This is a genomic window from Blastococcus colisei (assembly GCF_006717095.1).
GTDB classification, from domain to species: domain Bacteria; phylum Actinomycetota; class Actinomycetes; order Mycobacteriales; family Geodermatophilaceae; genus Blastococcus_B; species Blastococcus_B colisei.
Genome location: NZ_VFQE01000001.1, coordinates 949,947 through 973,522 on the forward strand (window position 1 = coordinate 949,947; position 23,576 = coordinate 973,522).

The window sequence follows — 23,576 nt, forward strand, 5'->3', positions numbered from 1 at the left end:
GGTAGCCTCCCAGCCGATGTGGCAGCTGATGAACACCGTGCGGCACTACCCCTGGGGTTCGCGCACGGTCATCCCGGAACTCCTGGGTGAGGTCAGCCCTGCCGACCAGCCGTACGCGGAGCTCTGGATGGGCGCCCACCCCGACGCGCCGAGCGTGCTGTCCACCGGCACGCCGCTGGACAAGGCCATCCAGTCCGACCCCGACCTGTTGCTGGGCCCGGCCGTCAGCGAGCGGTTCGGCGGTCGGCTGCCGTTCCTTATGAAGGTGCTGGCCGCGGAGCAGCCGCTGTCCCTGCAGGCGCACCCCACGACCGAGCAGGCGCAGGCCGGCTTCGCGGCCGAGGAGACGGCGGGGATCCCGCACGACGATCCCAAGCGCACCTTCAAGGATCCCTTCCACAAGCCGGAGCTGCTCCTCGCGCTCACCGAGTTCGAGGCCCTGTGCGGCTTCCGGCCCGTCGAGGAGTCGCTGCACTGCCTGGCCAAGCTGCAGGTCCCCGAGCTGAAGCCGACGATCGCGGCACTGGCCCGCGGCGGCCTGCGCGCGGCCATCCCGCAGCTGCTCGCGCTGAGCCCGGAGCTCCGCGACGAGCTGGTCACCGCCGTCGCCCGGTCGGCGACCCGGTTCGTGACCGCGCACGACCCGGAGTTCATCAACACCTACCGGTGGGCGGCGTCGCTGGCCGAGACCTACCCCGGCGACCCGGGGGTGGTCATCTCGCTGATGTGCAACCACCTGAAGCTGGCCCCGGGCGAGGCGGTCTACCTCCCGGCGGGCAACCTGCACGCCTACCTGTCCGGGGCCGGCGTCGAGGTGATGGCCAGCTCCGACAACGTGCTGCGCGGTGGCCTGACCGGAAAGCACGTCGACCTGGCCGCCCTGATCGAGGTACTGGACTTCGCCGACGGGCGTGTTCCGGTCATCCACCCGGTCCTGGGCCCCGGTGGGCTCCGCTACCCCGTGCCGGTCGAGGACTTCGACCTCACCCGGATCCAGCTGGACGCGCAGACCGGTTCCCTGACCACCCGTGGCCCTCAGGTCCTGCTGTGCACCGAGGGCGACGCGGAACTCGCGTCCGCCGACGGGACGCTGACCCTCGCGCAGGGGGCGGCGGCGTTCATCCCGGCCGGCGTGCCGGTCAGCGCCCACGGGCCGGCCGTGCTGTACCGGACGACGACCGCCCTTCGCTGAACCGGGTGTTCCGTTCGGGATCCGGCCATCCCTCGTAGCCTGGGTCGACCGGGAACGGACGTCCCGGGAAGCGTCGAGCACCTCGCCCGCCCGGGCCGAGGCCGGAGGAGGGCGACCTGGTGCGGTACCACCGCGTGTCCATGGACCCGGAGCGGCGCGACGGCTCCCGGACGTCGGTACGGGCCGGCCAGTGAGCGCTGACACCACCGACCAGGTCGTCGGCGCATCCGTCGCGGCCGCTCGCGACACCGCCGGCTCCCCAGCCGCCCCCTCGCTGCCCAGGCGGATCGGACGCCGGCTGCGCACCACCCCGGAATGGCTCGTCACCCTGGGGGTGGGGGCGCTCTCGGGCCTGATCGGCCTCATCCCGCAGTGGCGGGGGAACTTCTTCTACTACGTCGGTGACAACGTCGAGTCGTTCATCCCGCGCTGGCACATGCTGGGGACGGCGCTCCGGAACGGGGAGTGGCTGGTCTTCGACCCGGACAGCTGGGCCGGCGGGAACGTGGTCGGGGAGGCCGCGTACGGGGTGTTCAACCCTGTCACGCTGGTGGACGCCGTCCTGATCTCCACCTTCGACAACCTGTCGCTCGCTGCGGCCGCCGTGATGGTCCAGTTCCTCGCCCTCCTCGCGATGGGCACGTACCTGCTGGCCAGGGAGTACGGGGCCGGCCGTGTGCCGGCCGTCGTCGTCGCCGTCGCCCTGCCGGTGTCGGGCTTCACGCTCTGGTACGAGGCCTCGGGCTGGCCGGCCGGCCTCATGGCGTTCACCTGGGTGACCCACTTCTGGTGGTCCGCGCGGCGGCACGCGCGCGGTCGGCTGATCCCCCTCGTGCCCTTCCTCTTCGGGTTCCTCGCCATGACCACCGGGAACCCCTACGCGGCGCTGGGCCTGGTGGTCGTACTCGCCGCGATCGCCGTCGAGCTCCTCCTGCAGCGCAACCTCGCCCGGCTCGCGCACCTGGTGGTCATGGGCGCCTGCGTGGGCGTGGTCGCGTTCCTCGTCTTCCTCCCGCTGCTCGGCACGAGCTCCGTCTCCGCGCGCCAGCAGCTCGCCGACCTGGTGAACGACACCTTCCTCGTGCCCGACCTCGGCGACCTCGCAGCCTCGAGCTCACCGACCTACCTGCCCTCCATCACCAACTGGAACGGCGCGCTGCTGGAGCAGCTGCCTTCCACGTACTTCGCCTGGTTCGTGCTGCCCCTCCTGCCCTGGCTGCGATGGGCGGACGCCCGGCACCGGCTGGCATCCATGACCAGCCTGTTCGTCGTCGCCGGCCTGTACCTGCTGGCCACCGTGGGGCCCTCGAACCTCTGGCTGTTCCGCTGGCCGCTGCGGCTGATCGAGTACCTCTACCTCGCGCTCGCTGTGCTGTTCGCCGTCCTGCTGTCCGCCGGGCTCGCGACCGACCGGCGACGGCAACGGGCCGTGGCGAGCGCCGCGGTGGTCCTGGCCGGGGCGTACCTGTCCTGGGCCGTCCAGCCGGAGATGACGCGGGTCCACGTGGCGGGGCTGGCGGGGGTCGCGATCCTCGTCGCCCTCGCCACCACGGCGTTCTTCCGGCGCGGCATGGCCGCCCTCGGCCTCGTCGTCGTCGTCGGCACGGCCGGGGTGGTCGCCTTCCAGACGACGGTCTTCCCGCCCGTGCCGGAGGGGCACATCCCCAACTACCCGGCCTACGAGCTCTCCGGTACGTCGGCCGGTGCGGTCGATTACGAGGGCAGGGTGCTGCAGCTCGCAGCCCAGACCGGCGTGACGTCCCAGCAACTCCGCTCGGGGGAGTTCCTCTTCGGGAACCTGCCCGGCGCGGCCGGGGTCGACAGCCTGACCAGCTACAGCGGGATCGGGTTCCTGGAGTTCAACGACGAACTGTGCATCGACTACCGGGGGGTCATGTGCCCGGAGGCGTTCGACCGGCTCTGGGCGCCTGCCGGCGGCGGCGTGCCGGTGCCGCTGATCGATGCGCTGGGCGTGTCGACGCTGGTCGTCCAGCACTCGCTGGTCCCCGGGGTCGCCGACGAGGCGCCACCCGAGGGCTGGGCGCTGGCCGACCGGACGCCGGTCCGCTCGGTCTGGGTCCGCGAGGAGCCGCTCGCCGGCCCCGGGCGCGTCACCTGGGCGTCCCCGGAGGTCGACGTCCTCGCCGGCTCTGCGACACCCCGCCGGGAGACGGTGGACTACCGTGCCGACGGCCCGGGCCGCATCCTGCTGGCGCGACTGGCGTGGCCCGGATACACCGCGACGGTGGACGGGCGGGAGATCGAGGTCGACAACGGCCCGGCCGGGCTGATCGTCCTGGACGTGCCTGCCGGCGAGCACACGCTCACCGTGACCTACGAGATCCCCGGTCTCCGCCTGGGGGCCGCAGCGGCCGCGTCGGCCGCGATCGTCGTGCTGGTGCAGACGCTGGTCTGGTGGCGCCAGCGGCGTCGATGGCGCGGGTGACGTCAGCGAGCTGGCATCTGGTCGCTCTGCGTGACGACCCAGGGGGTTTTCGGCTCGGCAGCGACCGCTCGGGCTGTCGGACCCACCTGTCGCGGTTAGCGTTCTCCGAGCTGTGCCCGCCACGCGGGGAACGTCGTCGACAGGGAGCCCTTCGTCCATGGTGCTGTACACCGAGGCGCCGGCTGCGCGCCAGCAGGCCGTCCAGCCCGCCGTACGGGCCGGCCGGCTGCTCGCCCAGCGCACGCTGTTCGCCGGTCCCTCGCCGGACGCGCCGGACGAGCTCTACGTCGCGCCCGTCAAGGGCGTGCTCGTCCAGGAGCGGACCCGGCTGACCCTCGACGGCCACGCCGTCGCGTCCACGAACACGTACTTCGGCCGTTTCCCCGCCTCGTACTGGCAGCGCTGGACCTCCGCGCGCTCGGTCGACGTCAGCGCGGTCGTGAGCGGCTCGGGTCAGGTGCGCGTGATGGCGTCCGACAGTGCCGGGGAAGCGCGCGCGGTCGCGACCCGGCGCATCGACGACGGCCGGTCGGAGGCCGTCGAGCTGACCGTGGCCATCGACAAGTTCGTGGACGGCGGAGCCCTCTGGCTCGAGTTCCGGACGACCGCTGCGGAACTGACCGTCGAACAGGTGCGCTGGACGGTGGCGGCCATCCGGCCGCGCCGATCGACCGCCGTCGTCATCTGCACGTACAACCGGGCGGACGACTGCCTGGCCACCCTGCGCACGCTCGTCTCCGATCCCGAGGTGACCGCGGAGCTCGGCGCCGTCTACGTGATCGACCAGGGCACCGACACGGTCGACTCGCGGGACTCCTTCCCGGCCGTCGCGGAGCTGCTCGGCTCGACCCTGCACTACATCCGGCAGCCGAACCTCGGCGGCGCCGGCGGCTTCACGCGCGGCATCTACGAAGCCGTCCGCAACGAGACCAGCGACCGCGTCAACCTCCTGCTGATGGACGACGACATCCGGCTGGAGCCCGACACCGTCTTCCGGCTGCGCGCACTGGCCGACCGGGCGGACCAGCCCGTCATCGTCGGCGGGCAGATGCTGAACCTCCTGCACCCCGACCGGCTGCACGTCGGTGCGGAAACGGTGGACCTGGGCATCCTGCGCGCGGGGCTGCCGGTCAAGGACGCCCTGGCCAACACCGACGTCACCGAGGAGCAGCAGGACATCCGCGTGGACGCCGACTACAACGCGTGGTGGTCGTGTCTGATCCCCTCCGAAGTGGTCCAGGCGATCGGCTACCCGTTGCCGATGTTCTTCCAGTGGGACGACATCGAGTACGGGCTGCGCGCCCGTGCGGCCGGGTTCCCCACGGTGACCCTGCCGGGGGCCGGCGTCTGGCATGCCGAGTTCTCGTGGAAGAACTGGGACGACTGGTCGCGGTACTTCAGCTTCCGGAACTCGCTGATCACCAGCGCCCTGCACAGCGACTTCGACCGGCGGCGGCTCGTCAACCATCTCGCCAAGCAGCTGGTCGACAGCCTGGTCTCCATGCGCTACGGCCTGGCGGCGCTGACGATCCGCGCGGTGGAGGACTTCCTCCGCGGCCCCTCCGTCCTCGATGACGGCGGTGCCGACACCGTCGCCGAGGTCCGCAAGCTGTGGGCGGCGTACCCGGAGACGGCCAACCACCCCGTCCACGCCGTGCCCGGCGTGCCGTCCGTCGGCATGCCGAGGACGACATCGCCCGGTACGCCCTCGATGCTGCGGTCCGTGCTGGCCAAGCGCATCATCTGGCAGCTGCTGCGCAAGCCCAGCGGTACGGCAGCCGTCCCCGTGTCCGATGCCTCCTGGTGGCACGTGGCGCAGTTCGACACGGCCGTCGTGACCGATGACTCGCAGGAGGGCGTCCGGGTTCGCCGCTTCGACCGGGGCGTCATGCTCGAGCTCGCCCGTCGTGGTGGCGAGGTGCTCTGGCGGCTGGCGCGGGACGGCGAACGCGCCCGGGAGCAGTACCGGTCGCAGCTGCCGGAACTGACCGACCGCGAGACGTGGACGCGACTGTTCGAGGGGCGCCGGCAGGCGGCCGAGCGGTAGCGGTCGACCGCTGGGCGGCGCGGGTCCGGGCCGCGCCGCCGGTGTGGACGTATCCTGGGGGCGGCACGAGCCCCGCCGAAGCCTCGGCATGCTCGCTCTCCCCGCTCCCGCGGGGATCGAAGCGACCCTGCATCCGACTGCATCGCCCGGCCTGCCGGCCGGGCCCACCTGGAGCGACATGACCGCCAGCACCGGCACCCGCACCCTGACCGACGGCGACTTCAGGGTCGCCGATCTCTCCCTGGCCGGCTTCGGCCGCAAGGAGATCCAGCTCGCCGAGCACGAGATGCCCGGCCTGATGGCCCTGCGGACCGAGTACGGCGATGCGCAGCCGCTGGCCGGCGCCCGCATCGCCGGGTCGCTGCACATGACCGTGCAGACCGCCGTCCTCATCGAGACGCTGAAGGCGCTGGGCGCCGACGTCCGCTGGGTCAGCTGCAACATCTTCTCCACCCAGGACCACGCCGCCGCCGCGATCGTCGTCGGCGACGGCACCCCCGAGCAGCCCGCCGGCGTCCCGGTGTTCGCCTGGAAGGGCGAGACGCTGCCCGAGTACTGGTGGTGCACCCAGCGGCTGTTCGAGTTCCGCGACGAGAGCGGCGCGGTGGTCGGCCCCAACATGCTGCTCGACGACGGCGGCGACGCCACCCTGCTCGTGCACCTCGGCACCCGCTTCGAGGCGGACGGCGTCGTCCCGGACACGACCGATGCCGATTCCGAGGAGTACGGCGTCATCCTCGACGTGCTGCGCGACACCCTCGCCGAGGACCCGGGCTACTGGACGCGCATCGGCCAGGGCATCGAGGGCGTCACCGAGGAGACCACCACCGGCGTCATGCGGCTCTACGAGCTCGCCCGCGACGGCCGGCTGCTCTTCCCGGCGATCAACGTCAACGACTCGGTCACCAAGAGCAAGTTCGACAACCTCTACGGCTGCCGGCACTCGCTGATCGACGGCATCAACCGCGCCACCGACGTCATGATCGGCGGCAAGGTCGCCGTGGTCTGCGGCTACGGCGACGTCGGCAAGGGCTGCGCCGAGTCACTCCGCGGGCAGGGCGCCCGCGTGATCGTCACCGAGATCGACCCGATCAACGCCCTGCAGGCGGCGATGCACGGCTACGAGGTGACGACCCTCGACGAGGTCATCGGCAAGGCCGACATCATCATCACCGCGACCGGCAACAAGGACATCATCAGCGCCGACCAGCTGGGCCGGACCAAGCACCAGGCGATCATCGGCAACATCGGGCACTTCGACAACGAGATCGACGTGGCCGGCCTGGCTCGCACGCCCGGCATCGAGCGGACGACGGTCAAGCCGCAGGTCGACGAGTGGCGCTTTGCCGACGGCCACACGATCATCCTGCTGTCCGAGGGCCGCCTCCTGAACCTCGGCAACGCGACCGGGCACCCGAGCTTCGTGATGAGCGCCTCGTTCGCCAACCAGGTGCTCGCGCAGATCGAGCTGTGGACCAACCGGGCCGCCTACGAGGGGCAGACCCCCGGTGTGACGGTGCTGCCGAAGAAGCTCGACGAGCACGTGGCGCGGCTGCACCTGGACGCGCTCGGCGTGCAGCTGACCGAGCTGACCAAGGTGCAGGCCGACTACATCGGCGTCCCCGTCGAGGGTCCCTACAAGAGCGACCACTACCGCTACTGAGGTCTTCAGGCATAGGAACCTTTACCTGCGTCCCGGGCCGTCGGGGAGGGGGTAAAGGTTCCTATGCCTGCGACCTCGCGGGGAGTCGACCGCCGCCGCGCCGACATCTCACCCGGACGGGTAGGCCACCTTTGCCGCTGAGCAGCGCAGAATGGTCGCCGTGCCACCCACCGCTCCGCAGAACGGGCCCAGTCGCGGCCGTGTCCTCGTCGTCGACGACGACGCCGCTCTCGCCGAGATGCTCGGCATCGTGCTGCGGCGTGAGGGATACGAGCCAGCGTTCGTCTCCGACGGCAACCGGGCGGTGGGGGTCTTCCAGCAGACCCGGCCGGACCTCGTGCTGCTGGACCTGATGCTGCCCGGCCGCAACGGCCTGCAGATCTGTCAGGACATCCGCACCCAGTCCACGGTGCCGATCGTCATGCTGACGGCCAAGGGCGACACGATCGACGTCGTCCAGGGGCTGGAGGCCGGCGCCGACGACTACGTCACCAAGCCCTTCAAGCCGGTCGAGCTGGTGGCCCGCGTCCGGGCGCAGCTGCGTCGCGGCGAGACCGGCCAGGCCGAGAACCTCGCCATCGGTGACGTGCAGATCGACGTCCCCGCCCACCAGGTCACCCGCGACGGCGTCCCCATCGCGCTGACGCCGCTGGAGTTCGACCTCCTGGTGGCCCTGGCCCGCAAGCCGCGGCAGGTGTTCACCCGCGAACTGCTGCTCGAGCAGGTGTGGGGCTACCGGCATGCCGCCGACACCCGGCTGGTGAACGTCCACGTCCAGCGGCTCCGGGCGAAGATCGAGCGCGATCCGGAGAAGCCCGAGGTCGTCCTGACCGTCCGCGGCGTCGGCTACAAGGCCGGGCCGTCCTGACCGGCGCGGAGCGCGGCGGCGGAGCCGCCGGCACCGGAACGGTCACAATGGCGGAGTGACCCGCACCGCGCTGCCGCCCGGCGGCTCCGAGGCGCCCGCTCCGGCGCCCGAGCCGCCCGCGCGGGTCGGTGCGGAGCTCCGGCGCCTCCGCCGGGGCTTGCGGCGGCGCACGGGCCTGGCCCGTCGCCGTGCCCAGCGCGTGGCGCGGCGGGAGACCGCCCGCGCCCTGCACGTCTGGCGCTCGTCCCTCCAGGTGCGCATCGGCGCGATCACCATGCTCGTGGCCGGCACCGTGGTGGTCATCGTCAGCCTCGTGCTGTTCAGCCAGATCCGCGATCAGCTGCTCTCGGTCAAGGAGGAGGCGGCGATCGACCAGGCGCAGGCCGGGGTCGTCTACGCGCAGACGCAGGTGCCGGCCATCGCCCCCGGCGACGGGGCGAGCGTCCGTTCGACGCTGAACCGCACGGTGAACGCGCTGCTGCAGCGAGGCGGCGCCGCCGGTGACTTCGCGGTGGTGATGGTGCACCGCACCAGGGAGGTGGAACGGACCGCCCCGAGCCCCAGCCCCGTCTTCCAGGCCCTTCCCACCGATCTCCGTGCCGACGTCGCCTCCGGGGGGCAGTCCCGCAAGTACCACCCGGTGCCGGACGCGTCCGGCGAGCCGCAGCCGACGCTGCTCGTGGGGGCAGCGGTGCCGAGCGACACCAGCGGAGCGCAGCAGGTCGAGCTCTACTACGCCTTCCCGCTCCAGCAGGAGGCGGAGAGCCTCTCGCTGATCCGGAGCACGGTGGTGATCAGCGGGATCGCGCTGACGCTGTTCGTCGTGGGCATCGGGGTCCTGGTCACCAGGCTGGTGGTCGACCCGGTCCGCCGGGCCGCCGGAACGGCGCAGCGGCTGGCCGAGGGGCAGCTGGAGGAGCGCATGGCGGTGCGCGGCGAGGACGATCTGGCGCGTCTGGCGACCAGCTTCAACGCGATGGCCGACAGCCTCCAGCGGCAGATCACCCAGCTGGAGGGGCTCTCCCAGCTGCAGCAGCGGTTCACCTCCGATGTCTCGCACGAGCTGCGGACACCGCTGACGACCGTGCAGATGGCCGCCGACGTGCTGCACGAGGCGCGCGAGGACTTCCCGCCGCACGTCGCCCGGTCGGCGGAGCTGCTCCGGGCGGAGCTCGACCGGTTCGAGGGGCTGCTGACCGACCTCCTGGAGATCAGCCGCTACGACGCCGGGGCCGCCGTCCTCGACTCCGAACCGGCCGACCTGGGCGCGCTGGTCGCCCGCGTCGTCGCCGGTATGACCTCGCTGGCCGAGCGGCACGGCTCCGAACTGGTCGTGAACAGGCCCGGCGAGGCGGTCATCGCCGAGGTCGACGCGCGCCGGGTGGAGCGGATCCTGCGCAACCTGGTGGGCAACGCCATCGAGCACGGCGCCGGGCGCCCCATCGAGATCACCCTGGCGGCCAACCGCACCTCGGCCGCGGTGACCGTGCGCGACCGCGGTGTGGGGCTGAGCTCGGCAGAGGCCCAGCACGTCTTCGACCGGTTCTGGCGGGCGGACCCGTCGCGGGTGCGCACGGTGGGCGGCAGCGGGCTGGGCCTGTCCATCAGCCTCGAGGACGCCCGCCTGCACGGCGGCTGGCTGCAGGTGTGGGGTCAACAGGGACAGGGTGCGCAGTTCCGGCTCACGCTGCCACTGACGGCCGGCGGGGAGCTCACGAGCTCTCCGCTGCCGCTACGACCCGCTCTCATCAGGCAGCCGGGGAGGCCGCTGTGACCGGGCTCCGGGGTGCCGTCGTGCTGATCGTGCTGCTCGCGCTGTCGGCCTGCTCCACGGTGCCGATGACGTCGTCGACCGTGCAGATCACCCAGGCACCGAGCCGGCCCGCCGAGGTCGTCGGCATCGAGCCGCTTCCGCCGGAACCGGGGGCCACGCCCGAGGAGGTCGTCCGGTCGTTCATCGACGCGGCGGCGAGCGCCCGGCAGGGCCACCCCGTGGCCGTGGAGCACCTCGCCCCCGAGGCGGCCCGGACCTGGGACGACGAGGCCGGTATCACCGTCATCAGCCCGGGCTACGCGACCGTCACCACCGCGGCCGGCGCGGTGGAGGTGACGGCGAACCCGGTGGGAACGATCGACGACCGCGGGGTCTTCACCGTCACGACCGGGACCACCTTCACCCGCCAGTTCACCCTCGAGCAGGTGGAGGGCGAGTGGCGCATCACCGACCCTCCCGACGGTCTGATCATCCTCGAGCCGGACTTCCAGCGGCTCTACGAGGAGTCACCCGCCTACTTCCTCGACCCGACCTACCAGCGCCTGGTGCCCGACCCGCGCTACGCCATCTCGGGTGACGCGTTGCCCACGGTCGTGGTCGAGCGGCTGATCGCCGGACCCTCCGCCCCGCTGGCCGCCGGGGTGCGCAACGCGTTGGAGGGCGCCATGTTGCGCAGCGCGGTCACCATCGAGGGCCAGACCGCCGTCGTCGATCTCACCGGGCTCCCCGCCGAGCCGTCGCCGCTGCTCGGCCAGCTCTCCGCGCAGCTGGTGTGGACGCTGACCCGGCTCGGCAACGTCACCATCCGCTCGGTCGAGGTGCGCATCGACGGAGAGCCGGTCGCCATCGCCGAGGTGCCCGACGAGCAGACGCCCGAGCACTGGAGCGGCTTCGACCCCGATGCGGTCCCCCTGGAGACGGTCGGCCACTACCTGACCGATGGCGGGCTCCACACGGTCACCACCGGCGAGCCGGTCCCCGGCCCCGCCGGTACCGGCGAGTACGGCCTCACCGACGCCGCGGTCTCGATCGACGCCGCCACCGGGCAGCCGACTTTCCTCGTCGGCGTCCGGCCCGAGGCCGGCGGGGTCACGCTGCTCGCCGGTCCCTACGACGGCGCGCTGGCCCCTGTGCTCAGCGGCTCCCGGTGGAGTTCCCCCTCCGTGGCGATCACCCGCACGGAGGTCTGGGTGGTGCGGGACGGCACCTCGGTCGTGCGGGTCCAGGCCGGCGGCCCGCCGCAGGCGGTGGCCACGCCGACCCTCCCCGGGCTGGGGGTGACCGAGGTGCTCGAGCTCTCGCCCGACGGGACGCGCGCGGCGCTGGTCATCGACGGGTCGGGCGACCGCGGCCTCTACATCGGGACCGTGGTCCGTGCCGACGACGGCAGTGTCGCGCTGCGGGACTTCCGCACGATCGCGCCGCAGCTGTCGGGGGTCGTCGACGTCGCCTGGCAGGACAGCGGAACCCTGATGGTGCTCGCCGGTGACGCGCGGGACGGCCGGATCGTGCCCTACGAGGTCGGCGTCGACGGCTGGGGCCTCGCCGAGATCTCCCAGTCGGGCCTCCCCGACCAGCCCCGGTCGGTCGCCGCCGTTCCCACCCGGCCGCCGCTGGTGGACGCGGGAGGCACGATCTGGCAGCTCACGGGCGGCACCTGGTCCACCCTGCTGCGCGGGCAGGAGCCCCTCCCGGGGACGGCGCCGTTCTACCCCCTCTGAGAAACAGCCCCGTCTCGGGCCCGGCATCCACAGGAGAAGGACCCGTCCTCCTCAGGCCTCGCAGGCTCGGCCCGAGCCTCGGGACGGGACCATAGGGTGCTGGGATGGCCAGGTCGATGCTCGCCGGGATGGGGGCCGCGCTCGCCGATCTGGTCCTGCCGCGCACCTGCGCCGGGTGCGGGATCCCGGGCGCGATGTTCTGTGCCGGCTGCGCGGAACTGCTGGCCCGGCCCCGGCCGGCCGCACCGCGACGCGTTCCCTGGGGCTTTCCGCCGACGGCCGCCGCCGGGGCCTACGCCGGACCGGTCCGGCCGGCGGTCCTGGAGTTCAAGGAGCGCGGGCGGGCCGAGCTGGCCCGGCCGCTCGGCGCAGCGCTCGCCCTGGCCGTCGCGGCGGTCGTCTCCGCCGTCCCCGGGCCGCTGGGGCCGTGGCGCCCGGTGACGCTCGTGCCGGTGCCGAGTTCCCGGGCGGGCCTGCGCTCGCGCGGCCGGGACCACGTGCGGGAGCTGACGGTGCGGGCGGTCGCGGAGCTGCGAGCGGCCGGCGTGCCCGCCGCGGAGGCGCGGCTGCTGCGCCGCCGTGGGCACGTGCGGGACTCCGCGGGGCTGTCCGTGGCGCAGCGCCGGGCGAACCTGTCCGGCACGTTCCAGCGTGTGGCCACGCGCCCGCCGCCGGCTCCGGGCGCGTTGCTGGTCGTCGTCGACGACGTCGTGACGACCGGCGCCACCCTCACCGAAGCCGCGGCGGCGCTCGCTGCCGGCCGCCCCGCAGGGGCCACGCCGGTCCTCGCCGCCGTCGTCGCAGCGACCCCCAGGGCCGCCCCCGAGCGTGCTCCGCAGGCCCACCTGCACGTTGTCCCGAAGCGGTCCGAGAACGTCTGCCGCGGACCCGGCGACCGACTGTCGGGACCCGACGGGAGGGACTAGCGTCGAAGCGACCTACAACCGGCTCAACCGGGAGGTCCCATGGAGATCGTGGTCCGAGGTCGCAACGTCGAGGTTCCGGAGCACTACCGCCAGCACGTGGAAGACAAGGTCGGTCAGCTGGAGCGGTTCGACGCCAAGCTGTCCCGCATCGACGTGGAACTGTTCCACGAGAAGAACCCCCGCCAATCGGCGGCCTGCCAGCGTGTGGAGATCACGCTGCGCGGCAAGGGCCCCGTCGTCCGCGCCGAAGCCGCAGGCCCCGACTTCTACGCCGCACTCGACATGGCGTGCGCGAAGCTCGACAACCGGCTCCGTCGCGCCGCCGACCGCCGCCGCGTGCACCACGGCCGGCGCACACCGGCCAGTGTGCGGATCACCGGCAACACGGCCGCGGAGGTCGGCGCCATCGACGCCCTGGAGCTCGATCGCCAGCTCGCCGAGGGGCCACACGTGACCGACCTCGACGAGCACCTGCCCGGCCGTGTCGTGCGCGAGAAGCACCATCCGGCCACCCCCATGACCGTCGACCAGGCCCTGCACGAGATGGAGCTGGTCGGCCACGACTTCTTCCTCTTCCAGTGCGCCGACACCGGGCAGCCGACGGTCGTCTACCGCCGGCACGCCTACGACTACGGCCTCATCCGGCTGACCGAGGTGCCGCAGAACGGCAGCGGGCCGGCGTCCTCCCGCACGGCCGAGCAGCCGGCCGTCTCCACCGCCTGACGCGCCCGTCCCTGGAGTCGATCATCGTCTGCATGCACGACGAGCGGCAGGACACGCCGCAGGATCGAGCAGGTGGACGATGATCCACTCCGGGGGTCAGGCGCTCTGTCGCCCGAACAGGACGGCGTCGGCCGTCCGGCGGTCGCGGTAGTCCAGACAGCGCCGGACGATGCCCTCCTCCTCGAACCCCGCCCGTCGGGCCACCGACAGCGGGGCGGTGTTGGCCACGTCGACGAAGAGGTGCACCCGGGCGGCGCCGTGCGCGAAGGCCCACTCGACGAGATCACCCGCCGCCTCGGCCGCGTAGCCCTTGCCGCGGGCCCAGTGCGCCGTCCAGTAGCCGATCTCCGGTCCCAGGCGGCCGGCCGTCAGCGCGTGCATGCCGCAGGAGCCGACGAGGTCTCCATCGGCTTCCACCACGCAGCCCAGGTCGGTGCCGCCGGCTCGGGCGCGCGGCGCGACACCGGTGACGTACTCGACGGCGGCCTCGCGGGTGTAGGGCGAGGGCAGCGCACTGAGCCACCGCGTGATCTCCGGGTCCGGGCAGGCACGGAAGACCGCGTCCACGTCGTCCACCCGGTAGGGACGCAGCACGAGCCGGTCGGTGCGGCCCCGTCCCGGGTCCCACCGCGAGCTCGCGAGTGGTGGGGAGGACGGGGTGTTTCTCAGGCGTTGCCCAGAACCCTGTCGACCGAGATCTCGAGGACGACGCGGGCCGGGTTCTCGCGGGGCTGCCGGTAGCGCCGGGCGTAGCGCTGCACGGCGTCGGCGACCGCGGCCGCGTCGTCGCGGACCACCGCCGTCCCCTCGAGGGTGATCCAGCGCCGGCCGTCGACCTGGCAGACGGCGACCCGCTGCTGTCCGGTGCGCACGTGCCGGGCCTTCGCCGACGTGCCGGAGGTGATCACCCGTGCGGTGGCCGTCGGGACGTCGTACGTGACGCCGACCGGGACCACGTGCGGGCTGCCGTCGGCGCGCAGCGTGGTGAGGGTCGCCAGGTGCCGTTCGGTCAGCAGGTCGAGCAGGCCGGCGTCGAGGTCATGGGGATCGTGGGGCACGCGGGAAGGCTACGGAGCGGGTGCTGTGCCGTACTGGCTGATCCGAGCGCGCACGCCGCCTACGCTGGGGTCGTGGTGTTCCAGAAGCTTCTCCGTGCCGGCGAGGGCAAGCTCGTCCGTCGGCTGTCCAAGATCGCCGACGCGGTCGAGTCCTACGCCGACGAGACCGGTGCGCTCAGCGACGCGGAGCTCCAGGCCAGGACAGACGAGTTCAAGGAGCGTTACGCCGACGGGGAGTCCCTCGACGCGCTGCTCCCCGAGGCGTTCGCCGTCGTCCGCGAGGCGGCCACCCGCACCCTCGGCCAGCGGCACTACCGGGTCCAGCTGATGGGCGGGGCCGCGCTGCACCTGGGCAACATCGCCGAGATGAAGACCGGTGAAGGCAAGACCCTCACCGGCGTGCTGGCGGCCTACCTGAATGCCCTGGCCGGCAACGGCGTGCACGTCGTCACGACCAACGACTACCTGGCCTCGCGCGACGCCGAGTGGATGGGGCGGGTGCACCGGTTCCTCGGCCTGACCGTCGGCACCATCGTCTCCGGTCAGCGTCCGGACGTGCGCCGCGAGCAGTACGCCTGCGACATCACCCACGGCACCAACAACGAGTTCGGCTTCGACTACCTGCGCGACAACATGGCCGGCAGCCGGGCCGACCTGGTGCAGCGCGGGCACCACTTCGCGATCGTCGACGAGGTCGACTCGATCCTCATCGACGAGGCCCGCACGCCGCTGATCATCAGTGGCCCGGCGGGTGACGCCCAGAGCAACCGGTGGTACGGGGAGTTCGCCCGGATCGCGCCGATGCTCAAGCGCGACGTCCACTACGAGGTGGAGGAGGGCAAGCGCACCGTCGCCATCACCGAGGAGGGCGTGGAGTTCGTCGAGGACCAGCTCGGCATCGAGAACCTCTACGAGGCGGCCAACACCCCGCTGATCAGCTTCCTGAACAACTCGCTGAAGGCCAAGGAGCTCTTCCACCGGGACCAGCAGTACATCGTCAGCAACGGCGAGGTGCTCATCGTCGACGAGTTCACCGGCCGCGTGCTCTCCGGCCGCCGCTACAACGAGGGCATGCACCAGGCCATCGAGGCCAAGGAGAAGGTGCAGATCAAGGACGAGAACCAGACTCTCGCCACGATCACGCTGCAGAACTACTTCCGGCTCTACGAGAAGCTCTCCGGGATGACCGGCACGGCCCAGACCGAGGCCGCCGAGCTCAACCAGACCTACAAGCTGGGCGTCGTCCCCATCCCGACGAACCGGCCGATGGTCCGGGAGGACCGCTCCGACGTCATCTACAAGACGGAGAAGGCGAAGTTCGACTCCGTCGTCGACGACATCGCCGAGCGGCACGAGGCCGGACAGCCGGTGCTGGCGGGTACCGCCAGTGTCGAGAAGTCCGAGATCCTGTCGAAGTACCTGCTCAAGCGCGGCATCAAGCACGAGGTGCTGAACGCGAAGAACCACGCGCGTGAGGCCGCGATCATCGCGCAGGCCGGCCGCCTCGGCGCGGTCACCGTGGCCACCAACATGGCCGGCCGCGGTACCGACATCGTGCTGGGCGGCAACCCCGAGTTCATCGCCGACGAGCGCCTGCGGGCCCGGGGCCTGTCGCCGGCGGAGACGCCGGAGGAGTACGAGGCCGCGTGGGACGAGGCCCTCGACGCCGCCAAGGCGCAGGTCAAGGCCGAGCACGAGGAGGTCGTCGACGCCGGCGGTCTCTACGTCCTGGGCACCGAGCGGCACGAGAGCCGCCGCATCGACAACCAGCTGCGCGGCCGGTCCGGCCGTCAGGGCGACCCGGGGGAGTCGCGGTTCTACCTCTCCCTGGGCGACGACCTGATGCGCCGGTTCAACGGACCGATGCTCGAGTCGATGATGAACACCCTGCGGGTGCCCGACGACCAGCCGATCGAGTCGAAGATGGTCAGCCGGGCGATCCTGTCGGCGCAGACCCAGGTCGAGCAGCAGAACTTCGAGGTCCGCAAGGACGTCCTGAAGTACGACGAGGTGCTCAACCGGCAGCGCATGGTCATCTACGACGAGCGCCGCAAGGTGCTCGACGGGCAGGACCTGCACGTGCAGATCCAGTCGATGGTCGACGACGTCATCAGTGCCTACGTCGACGGCGCGACCGAGATCGGCTACGCCGAGGACTGGGACCTCCAGCAGCTGTGGACCGGGCTCAAGGCGCTCTACCCGGTCGGCCTCGACATCCAGGAGCTGCTGGACCGGGTGGCCGAGGGCGACCAGTCCTCGCTGGCCCCCGAGGTGCTCAAGCAGGAGCTGCTGGACGACGTGCACCGCGCCTACGAGGAGCGGGAGGCCGCCCTCGGCTCGGAGGTCATGCGCGAGCTGGAGCGGCGGGTGCTGCTCTCGGTGCTGGACCGCAAGTGGCGCGAGCACCTCTACGAGATGGACTACCTGCGGGCCGGCATCCACCTGCGAGCGATGGCCAACCGGGACCCGGTCGTGGAGTACCAGCGCGAGGGCTACGACATGTTCAACGCGATGCTCGACGGCATCAAGGAGGAGTCCGTCGGCTTCCTGTTCAACCTCGAGGTGAAGACCAGGGAGGAGCAGGACGTCGAGGCCAGGGCCAAGCAGGCCGAGGCCGAGGCCAAGGCACTCGCGGCCGCCCAGGAGGGCACCGCGCGCGTGCTGGCCCGGCAGGCCGCAGAGGCCAAGTCCGCCGCCCAGGGGCAGGCGGCCGCCGCGCCGTCCGCCCCGTCCGCGCCGTCCGCGCCGTCCGCGTCGGGCAACGGGACGGCGACGCCCACGGCCCGCCGGTCGGGGGCGGCGAAGCCGGCCGCTGCTGCTGCTCCCGCGGTGGCCGCGCCGACGCCGTCGGGCACGGGCCCGCAGCTGGACGTCAAGGGTCTCGACGCGCCGCGGCGGAGCCCCGAGCAGCTCAGCTACTCCGCGCCCAGCCTGGACAGCTCGGCGGCGGAATCCGGCAAGGCGAAGGCGGCCAAGTCGGCGACGGTGAGCGGTACCAAGGAGACGCCCCGCAACGCCCCCTGCCCCTGCGGCTCGGGCAAGAAGTACAAGCAGTGCCACGGGTCGGCAGCGAACAACTAGACCGCATCCGCACAGCGCCCCCGTCGAGCACCTCGGCGGGGGCGCTGTCGTTCCCGGTTCAGCCGATCTGCAGGGCGGTGCACCGCCAGCGGCCGTCGATGCCCTCCAGCCGGGCGGCGACGGCGTGGGCCCGTCCGGCCCGCCGGGCGACGGCGCTGATCTCCGCGACGCCGTCGACCGGTTCGCTGACGTGGACGGGACCCACGAGCAGCGGACCGGTGCCCTCGGTGCACCACCGCGGGCGCCGGCCCTGGATCAGGGCGGTGAAGACCGCGAGCGAGGTCATCGCCTGCACCTGGGTGAGCGGTCGGTGTCCCGCCAGTGCCTCGAGGGTGCACGTGACCAGGCGACGTCCGGTCACCCGGGCGTCCGGGAGCTCGGCGCGCACCGACCAGGACGGGCCGAAATCGTCGTCCGGTCGTCCCACCGTGCGGGCGGCGAGGGGCCGGGGCCCCGGGCGGTGTGCGGGCCGGGGCGCGGTGACGCCCGGCAGCACGAGCCGCAGCGGCAACCGCTCGTCGTCCAGAGGTGGTTGCGGCGTGGGGACGACGACCAGCCGCAGAGGCGGCCGTGCGGCCAGGGGGGACGGCTCGGGTGCGCGGGTGGAGGCGGTCATCGGGTAACTCCGGGGATCGTCGGTCGGTCGAGGGGCGCGGGTGGACGGGGGCTCATGTCGACTCCGGCGGGCGCAGCACCTGGCCGGGCAGCAGGCGGTCGGGGTCGGGACCGATGACGTCGGCATTCGCCGCCCACCAGGCATGCACCGCCCGGGCGGTCTCGCCGTCCGTCGGCGGCATCCCCGCCCGTTCGAGCAGGCGGGCCTCCGCGATGTGCCAGAGGCAGTCGCCGCGGACGACGACGTGTGATCCCCGCTCCGGGGCGGCGGGTTGCTCCGCAGGCCAATCGGGCACCGACGTGGGCGCAGGTGCGGCGGCCGGAACCGCCGCGGCGGGCCAGTCGGGTACGCCCACGGCCGGTGCGGCGGCCGCTGCCGCAGGGGCCGTGACGGTGACCGCCACTCCGGCGATCGGGGCTGCTACACCGAGGCCGAGACCCAGGAGCAGGCCGGCGCTGCGTCGCGCGCCGGCCGGCAGGAGCACCTGGGTGGCCAGCCGGGCGGCAGTGCCGAGCAGGCCGGGGAGGACCGAGGCGGCAGTGAGCCCGAGCCCCAGGACGCCCCAGGCCCACACGGCCCAGGCGAGCAGTCCCGCCGCAGCGATGACCAGAGCATCGGGCCCCGCGGTGTCGACCGTCCGCTGAGGGGCGGCCAGGGTGCCGGTCATCTCATCGACCCCGGGGGTCAGCCCGGCGAGCGCTGTGGCGATGAGGGCCATCGCAGCTGCGGTGAGCGCCAGTCTGCGGACGGACACGGCACGCCTCCTCTCGTTGGTGGATGCAGACTAGGACAAGCAAATGCATGTAAATGCAAGTATCCACAGAGATCTAGGGTTGAGTCACGGAGGTGGCGATGCGCTGGCAGCAGCTGTTCGACGACTTGCAGTCGCAGTTCGAGGCAGAGGAGGCGGCCGCCGCACGGGCCGAGTCGGCGTCCAGGACGCGGGCCGAGGTCGGTGCGGTGCGGCTGGCCGAGCGACTGGGTGGCGCCCTGGGCTTCCCGCTCGTCCTCGGGGTCCGTGGCGCCGGTCAGGTCGCGGGCACCCTCGTCGACCGGGGGCCGGACTGGCTGCTGCTGGAGGACGAGCAGGGGCGGGAGCAGTTGGTGGCGCTGGCCGCGGTCCGCACCGTGTCAGGGCTGGGCCGGCGCACGGCCGTCCCCGAACCCGCCGAAGGGGTCCGCGCTCGCCTGGACCTGCGCTGGGCGCTACGGGGACTGGCGCGCGACCGCAGCTCCGTCCACCTCGTCCTCGACGACGGCGCGGCGGTGACCGGCACGGTGGACCGCGTCGGAGCGGACTACGTGGAGCTGGCCGAACACCCCGCGGACGCGCCGCGTCGCACCGAATCGGTGCAGGGCGTGCGGGCCGTGGTCATCGGTGCCGTCGCGGTCGTCCGGACGCTGGTGCCCGGACTCGGCTGAGCGCGGTCGCAGTGATCGGCGGCCGGCGCCGGGAGTGCGCGGATCAAGCGCGGGAGGAACCGCCGCTGGAGACTTCGCGCTCGGCCGCCGGTTCCTCGGCGGGGACCGTGCCGGCGCGAGCCTCGGCGTACTTCTGCTGGATGAAGCGCTCGAGCTCGTCGACCTCGACGCGCCACTGACCGCGGCCGCCGATCTGGATGGCGATCAGTTCCTTTCGGCGGACCAGGGCGTAGGCCTGGGACCACGAGACGTTGAGGGTCTCCGCGACGTCGTCGAGGGTCAGGAAGCGGGGCGTGGGCATCGGTCTCTCCGTCCGGTCGCGGTCAGTCTGTCAGCCCGTCCGGGGACACATGGCGGTTCTCCACACCCGAACGTGTGGATGACGAGTGCGCGCCATCGCACGTATGACGCATCATCTGCACTCGAACGCCGTCATGCCTGGCTTCAGGCACGCGACACGCCCTGTCGCCGGCGTCTGTGCACCGGTCGGTGCTGGAAGAGGTGAACGTGCTGTGACCGCCGTCCGGCCGTCGGCCGCCCCGCCCCCCGCGGTGGACGCGGCCCCCGGTCCGGCTCCGAGACGGGTACGCCCGCCGCGCTGGCTGGACCTCCGGCTCGTGCTCGGCGTCCTGCTCGTGCTCGCGTCGGTGCTGCTCGGCGCGCGGATCGTCAGCTCGGCCGACGCGACCGTCCCGGTCTGGGCGGTCGCCGAAGACCTCGCCGCCGGGACGGAGTTGAGCCCCGAGGACCTCGTCGCGGTCGACGTCCGGCTGGACGAGGCCGGCGGCGCATACCTGTCCACGGGCACCCGCCCCGCAGGCCGCACGCTGGGCCGCGCGGTGCGCGAGGGAGAGCTGCTGCCTCGTTCGGCGCTGGAGGAGAGCGACGACCTCGTCCAGCTGGCGCTGCCCGTGCAGTCGGGCTACGTGCCTCCCGGTCTGCAGCGGGGGCAGCTGGTCGACGTCTACGCGGTGGCCGATCCGGCTGCCGGCGCCACGGCGGTCGCCGACGGCAGCGTCACGCTCGTGGTCGCGCGCGCTCCCGTGCAGGCGCTCTCCGGACGCTCGGAGGGCGTGCTGTCCACGCCGACGACGGCGGTGCAGGTCGTCGTCGCGGTGCCGGCGGACGACGCGGCAGACGTGCTCGCGGCCATCGCCGGGCGCCCGCTGGTCGTCGTCGTCCACGAGTCGGTGGACGTCGACGAGGTCGACGCGGGCACGGTCGGGTCGCGTGCGGCCATCGGAGGAGCTCCCGCGGCGGGGGCGACGACGTCGGCGCCGGCAGGGCCGGCCGGCTGATGGCCCTCCAGGTCTTCACCGCCGTCACGGGCGCGGCCTGGGAGTCGGAGCTGGTCGGTGCCCTCGACCGGGCCGACCACGGGGTCACCGTCGTCCGCCGGTGCGTGGACGTCTCCGAGCTGCTGGCGGTCGCGGCGACCGGGACCGGCCAGGCGGCCCTGCTCTCGGCCGAGCTCCGTCGACTGGACGGCGACGCCGTCGCCCGGCTCGAGGCGGCCGGGGTGGCCGTGGTCGGTCTGGTGGAGCCGGGTGACGAACGGGCCGCCGACCGGTTGCGGCAGCTGGGAGTGCGGCAGGTCCTACCGGCCGACGCCGACCCCGACGCGATCGCGCAGGCGCTGCGGGAGGCGGTCGCCGGCGCGCCGTCCGCGGGGCGGGACGTCGCGGACCCGCGGGCCGCGCTGCCGCAGCTCGGTGCGCCCGAGCAGCCGGAGGAGCGCCCGGCGGGTCGCGGCCGCGTGGTGGCGGTCTGGGGGCCGACCGGCGCACCGGGGCGGACGACGGTCGCGGTCGGCGCGGCCGACGAGCTGTCCCGGCTGGGGGTGTCGACCCTCCTGGTCGACGCCGACGTCTACGGCGGCGTGATCGCCCAGATGCTCGGCCTGCTCGACGAGTCGCCGGGACTGGCCGGCGCGGCGCGGCTCGCCGCCTCGGGAAGCCTGGATGCCGCGCACCTGGTGCGGCTGGCGTGGGCGGTGCGGCCCCAGCTCCGGGTGCTCACCGGCCTGGCACGCGCCGACCGGTGGCCCGAGCTGCGTCCGCGGGCGGTGGGCACGGTGCTGGAGGAGGCCCGCCGGTTGGCCCAGGTGACGGTGGTCGACTGTGCGTTCAACCTCGAGGACGACGAGGAGCTCTCCTTCGACACGGCGGCGCCCCGGCGCAACGGGGCGACCCTGGCAGTGCTGGAGGACGCCGACACGGTGCTGTGCGTCAGCGGCGCCGACCCGGTGGCTCTGCAGCGCAGTATCCGGGCGCTCGGGGAGCTCCGGGACGTGCTCCCGGACGTGGAGCCGGTCCTCGTGGTCAACCAGGTGCGACGCGGGCCGGTGCCAGGGGACCCGCGCCGGGAGATCGGGGAGGCCTTCGAGCGCTTCGCGGGCCGCGAGGTGAGCTTCTTCCTCTCTGCCGACCGGCGGGCCACCGACGCGGCTCTGGCGTCCGGCCGCTCGCTGGCCGAGGTCGCGCCCGGATCTCCGCTCCGGGTCGAGCTGCGGGCGCTGGCCGCGGCCGTGGCCGACGTTCCCGTTCCTGCGGGGCGGCGGCGAGGGGTCCGCCGCCAGCCGGTGTCCCGGTGAGCGCCGAGATGTGCGGGATCCCCGGCGAGCCGTAGCGTGAGCCACCGACCCTGAGGAGATCGATGGTCGAGCGGCTGACCAGACTGGATGCGTCCTTCCTCTACCTCGAGGAACCGGGTACGCCGATGCACGTCGGCGGCGTGCTGGTCCTGGAGCGACCTCCCGGTGGGGTCGAGGCGCTGGCCGCTCTCGTGCAGGCGCGGCTGCCGCTGGTACCGCGCTACCGCCAGCGGGTCGCGGAGGTGCCTGGTCACCTGGCCGACCCGGTGTGGGTGGACGACCCGGACTTCGACATCGACTACCACGTGCGCCGGTCCGGTCTGCCCCGCCCGGGCACCGAGGCCCAGTTGCTCGACCTGGTGTCCCGGCTGACCTCCCGCCCCCTCGACCGACGGCGTCCCCTGTGGGAGGCGTACCTGGTGGAGGGGTTGTCCGACGATCGCGTCGCGGTGGTCACCAAGACGCATCCGGCGCTCGTCGACGGCCTCAGCGCGCTCGACATCGGGCAGGTGCTCCTGGACGTCGATCCGGACGCGCCCATCCCGCCGGCCGAGGAGTGGCACCCGAAGCGGCCGCCGAACGGTGCCGCGCTGGTGTGGGAGGCGCTGGACGAGTACGCCCGGCGGCCCTCGGCGGTGGTGGACACCGTGCGGGGAGCGGTCACCGATGTCAGGTCCACCGCCGCCCGCGTCACCGGGGTCGCCGGTGGCCTGCTGCGCACCGTGCGGAAGACGCTCATGCCGGCGCCGCACAGCCCGCTGAACGCGACGGTGAGCCGGCAGCGTCGAGTCGCGGTCGCGCGTGCGGAGCTCGACGACCTGAAGAAGATCCGCAAGGTCCACGGCGGGACGGTCAACGACGTCCTGCTGACGGTCGTGACCGGCGCACTGCGGGAGTGGTTGCTCTCCCGCGGGGAGCCGGTCGTGGCCGGGACGTCGGTGCGCGCCCTCGTGCCCGTGTCGATGCAGGACGAGGACGCCGCCCCCGGCAACCGCGTCTCCTCCTACCTGGTCGACCTGCCGGTCGGGGAGCCCAATCCCCGGGTGCGCCTGACCCGCCTCAGTTACGCGATGCGGGGCATCGCCCTGCACGGGCAGTCCGTGGGTGCCGACAGCCTCATCGCGCTCACCGGCTTCGCGCCGTCCACGCTGCACGCGCTCGGCGCCCGGGCGGCGCGGGGGCTGTCCCGCCGGCTGTTCAACCTGGTGGTCACCAACGTGCCCGGTCCTCAGCTGCCGCTGTACGCGGCAGGCAGCCGGATGCTCGAGGTGTTCCCGGTCGTCCCCCTGGCCCGGGGGCAGGGGCTGTCCATCGGGATGACCAGCTATGACGGCCGGGTCTACTTCGGGTTCAACGCCGATCGTGACGGGGTCGGCGACGTCGACGTGCTGGCCGACCTGGTGGAGCAGGAGGTCGGCCAGCTGGTGGAGACGGCGAGCTGAGTCC

Annotated in this window: 19 protein-coding genes; 14 read left to right on the forward strand and 5 right to left on the reverse strand. The window is 73.0% G+C overall.

The genetic code is table 11. The annotated features are described in order from the left end of the window. The first annotated feature begins 16 nt into the window (after positions 1 to 16). The 9 genes from manA (at position 17) to hpf (ending at position 13,360) form a co-directional block, all read left to right on the forward strand. Positions 17 to 1,192 (forward strand): mannose-6-phosphate isomerase, class I, encoded by a 1,176-nt coding sequence (gene manA, locus FHU33_RS04515; RefSeq protein ID WP_142024280.1) that lies wholly within the window; start codon positions 17 to 19, stop codon positions 1,190 to 1,192. A gap of 190 nt (positions 1,193 to 1,382) precedes the next feature. Continuing rightward, positions 1,383 to 3,638, forward strand: coding sequence for a hypothetical protein (locus tag FHU33_RS04520; RefSeq protein WP_211355001.1), 2,256 nt, complete (start codon positions 1,383 to 1,385; stop codon positions 3,636 to 3,638). A 157-nt stretch (positions 3,639 to 3,795) separates the two neighbouring features. Next, positions 3,796 to 5,685 carry a glycosyltransferase gene (locus tag FHU33_RS04525; RefSeq protein WP_142024281.1) on the forward strand — a complete coding sequence of 630 codons (1,890 nt, stop codon included), beginning with the start codon at positions 3,796 to 3,798 and terminating at the stop codon, positions 5,683 to 5,685. 178 nt (positions 5,686 to 5,863) lie between these two features. Further along, positions 5,864 to 7,348 (forward strand): adenosylhomocysteinase, encoded by a 1,485-nt coding sequence (gene ahcY, locus FHU33_RS04530; protein ID WP_142024282.1) that lies wholly within the window; start codon positions 5,864 to 5,866, stop codon positions 7,346 to 7,348. A gap of 151 nt (positions 7,349 to 7,499) precedes the next feature. Further along, positions 7,500 to 8,216, forward strand: coding sequence for an MtrAB system response regulator MtrA (mtrA, locus tag FHU33_RS04535; RefSeq protein WP_142024283.1), 717 nt, complete (start codon positions 7,500 to 7,502; stop codon positions 8,214 to 8,216). Between the two features lie 55 nt (positions 8,217 to 8,271). Continuing rightward, positions 8,272 to 9,990, forward strand: a complete 1,719-nt coding sequence (gene mtrB / locus FHU33_RS04540; protein WP_142024284.1) for an MtrAB system histidine kinase MtrB — start codon at positions 8,272 to 8,274, stop codon at positions 9,988 to 9,990. Then, positions 9,987 to 11,711: an LpqB family beta-propeller domain-containing protein gene (locus tag FHU33_RS04545; protein WP_246063262.1), complete on the forward strand. Its 1,725-nt coding sequence runs from the start codon at positions 9,987 to 9,989 to the stop codon at positions 11,709 to 11,711. Before mtrB ends, FHU33_RS04545 begins: the two co-directional genes overlap by 4 nt. A 104-nt stretch (positions 11,712 to 11,815) precedes the next feature. Further along, positions 11,816 to 12,637 carry a ComF family protein gene (locus FHU33_RS04550; RefSeq protein ID WP_246063263.1) on the forward strand — a complete coding sequence of 274 codons (822 nt, stop codon included), beginning with the start codon at positions 11,816 to 11,818 and terminating at the stop codon, positions 12,635 to 12,637. 39 nt (positions 12,638 to 12,676) lie between these two features. After that, positions 12,677 to 13,360, forward strand: a complete 684-nt coding sequence (gene hpf / locus FHU33_RS04555) for a ribosome hibernation-promoting factor, HPF/YfiA family (protein WP_142024285.1) — start codon at positions 12,677 to 12,679, stop codon at positions 13,358 to 13,360. A gap of 96 nt (positions 13,361 to 13,456) precedes the next feature. On the opposite strand, the gene FHU33_RS04560 is transcribed toward hpf, so the two are convergent. Together FHU33_RS04560 and FHU33_RS04565 are read right to left on the reverse strand one after the other, a co-directional pair. Then, positions 13,457 to 13,954, reverse strand: coding sequence for a GNAT family N-acetyltransferase (locus FHU33_RS04560; RefSeq protein ID WP_170182317.1), 498 nt, complete (start codon positions 13,952 to 13,954; stop codon positions 13,457 to 13,459). 71 nt (positions 13,955 to 14,025) lie between these two features. Continuing rightward, positions 14,026 to 14,418 (reverse strand): pyridoxamine 5'-phosphate oxidase family protein, encoded by a 393-nt coding sequence (locus FHU33_RS04565; protein WP_142024287.1) that lies wholly within the window; start codon positions 14,416 to 14,418, stop codon positions 14,026 to 14,028. Between the two features lie 72 nt (positions 14,419 to 14,490). On the opposite strand from FHU33_RS04565, the gene secA reads away from it, so the two are divergent. Continuing rightward, positions 14,491 to 17,499: a preprotein translocase subunit SecA gene (gene secA / locus FHU33_RS04570; protein ID WP_142024288.1), complete on the forward strand. Its 3,009-nt coding sequence runs from the start codon at positions 14,491 to 14,493 to the stop codon at positions 17,497 to 17,499. Positions 17,500 to 17,557: 58 nt separating this feature from the next. Here the strand turns inward: secA and FHU33_RS04575 are convergent, their stop codons facing one another. Both FHU33_RS04575 and FHU33_RS04580 read right to left on the reverse strand, forming a co-directional pair. Beyond that, positions 17,558 to 18,115, reverse strand: coding sequence for an Rv3235 family protein (locus tag FHU33_RS04575; protein WP_142024289.1), 558 nt, complete (start codon positions 18,113 to 18,115; stop codon positions 17,558 to 17,560). Between the two features lie 52 nt (positions 18,116 to 18,167). Beyond that, positions 18,168 to 18,869 (reverse strand): LysM peptidoglycan-binding domain-containing protein, encoded by a 702-nt coding sequence (locus tag FHU33_RS04580; RefSeq protein ID WP_142024290.1) that lies wholly within the window; start codon positions 18,867 to 18,869, stop codon positions 18,168 to 18,170. A 98-nt stretch (positions 18,870 to 18,967) separates the two neighbouring features. Here FHU33_RS04580 and FHU33_RS04585 point away from each other — a divergent pair, with 98 nt between their 5' ends. After that, positions 18,968 to 19,537, forward strand: coding sequence for a hypothetical protein (locus tag FHU33_RS04585; protein ID WP_142024291.1), 570 nt, complete (start codon positions 18,968 to 18,970; stop codon positions 19,535 to 19,537). A 43-nt stretch (positions 19,538 to 19,580) separates the two neighbouring features. On the opposite strand, the gene FHU33_RS04590 is transcribed toward FHU33_RS04585, so the two are convergent. After that, positions 19,581 to 19,838, reverse strand: a complete 258-nt coding sequence (locus FHU33_RS04590; protein ID WP_142024292.1) for a helix-turn-helix domain-containing protein — start codon at positions 19,836 to 19,838, stop codon at positions 19,581 to 19,583. A gap of 211 nt (positions 19,839 to 20,049) precedes the next feature. Between FHU33_RS04590 and FHU33_RS04595 the strand changes: the two genes are divergently transcribed. From FHU33_RS04595 to FHU33_RS04605, 3 genes are all read left to right on the forward strand, one after another. Further along, complete coding sequence (locus tag FHU33_RS04595) at positions 20,050 to 20,835, forward strand: SAF domain-containing protein (RefSeq protein ID WP_246063264.1); 786 nt, start codon at positions 20,050 to 20,052, stop codon at positions 20,833 to 20,835. Further along, the gene (locus FHU33_RS04600) at positions 20,835 to 22,130 is read left to right on the forward strand and encodes a CpaE/TadZ family protein (protein WP_142024294.1); all 1,296 of its coding nucleotides are present in this window, start codon (positions 20,835 to 20,837) and stop codon (positions 22,128 to 22,130) included. The genes FHU33_RS04595 and FHU33_RS04600 overlap by 1 nt, the downstream gene beginning before the upstream one ends. Positions 22,131 to 22,192: 62 nt before the next feature. Continuing rightward, positions 22,193 to 23,572, forward strand: coding sequence for a WS/DGAT/MGAT family O-acyltransferase (locus FHU33_RS04605; RefSeq protein WP_142024295.1), 1,380 nt, complete (start codon positions 22,193 to 22,195; stop codon positions 23,570 to 23,572). Positions 23,573 to 23,576 lie beyond the last annotated feature (4 nt).

Excerpts from the sequence above, each read along its gene's own strand:
- manA (WP_142024280.1), top strand. The coding sequence starts at position 17 with ATGTGGCAGCTGATGAACACCGTGCGGCACTACCCCTGGGGTTCGCGC.
- FHU33_RS04525 (WP_142024281.1), top strand. The coding sequence starts at position 3,796 with ATGGTGCTGTACACCGAGGCGCCGGCTGCGCGCCAGCAGGCCGTCCAG.
- ahcY (WP_142024282.1), top strand. The coding sequence starts at position 5,864 with ATGACCGCCAGCACCGGCACCCGCACCCTGACCGACGGCGACTTCAGG.
- mtrA (WP_142024283.1), top strand. The coding sequence starts at position 7,500 with ATGGTCGCCGTGCCACCCACCGCTCCGCAGAACGGGCCCAGTCGCGGC.
- FHU33_RS04550 (WP_246063263.1), top strand. The coding sequence starts at position 11,816 with ATGGCCAGGTCGATGCTCGCCGGGATGGGGGCCGCGCTCGCCGATCTG.
- hpf (WP_142024285.1), top strand. The coding sequence starts at position 12,677 with ATGGAGATCGTGGTCCGAGGTCGCAACGTCGAGGTTCCGGAGCACTAC.
- FHU33_RS04575 (WP_142024289.1), bottom strand. The coding sequence starts at position 18,115 with ATGACCGCCTCCACCCGCGCACCCGAGCCGTCCCCCCTGGCCGCACGG.
- FHU33_RS04585 (WP_142024291.1), top strand. The coding sequence starts at position 18,968 with ATGCGCTGGCAGCAGCTGTTCGACGACTTGCAGTCGCAGTTCGAGGCA.
- FHU33_RS04590 (WP_142024292.1), bottom strand. The coding sequence starts at position 19,838 with ATGCCCACGCCCCGCTTCCTGACCCTCGACGACGTCGCGGAGACCCTC.
- FHU33_RS04600 (WP_142024294.1), top strand. The coding sequence starts at position 20,835 with ATGGCCCTCCAGGTCTTCACCGCCGTCACGGGCGCGGCCTGGGAGTCG.
- FHU33_RS04605 (WP_142024295.1), top strand. The coding sequence starts at position 22,193 with ATGGTCGAGCGGCTGACCAGACTGGATGCGTCCTTCCTCTACCTCGAG.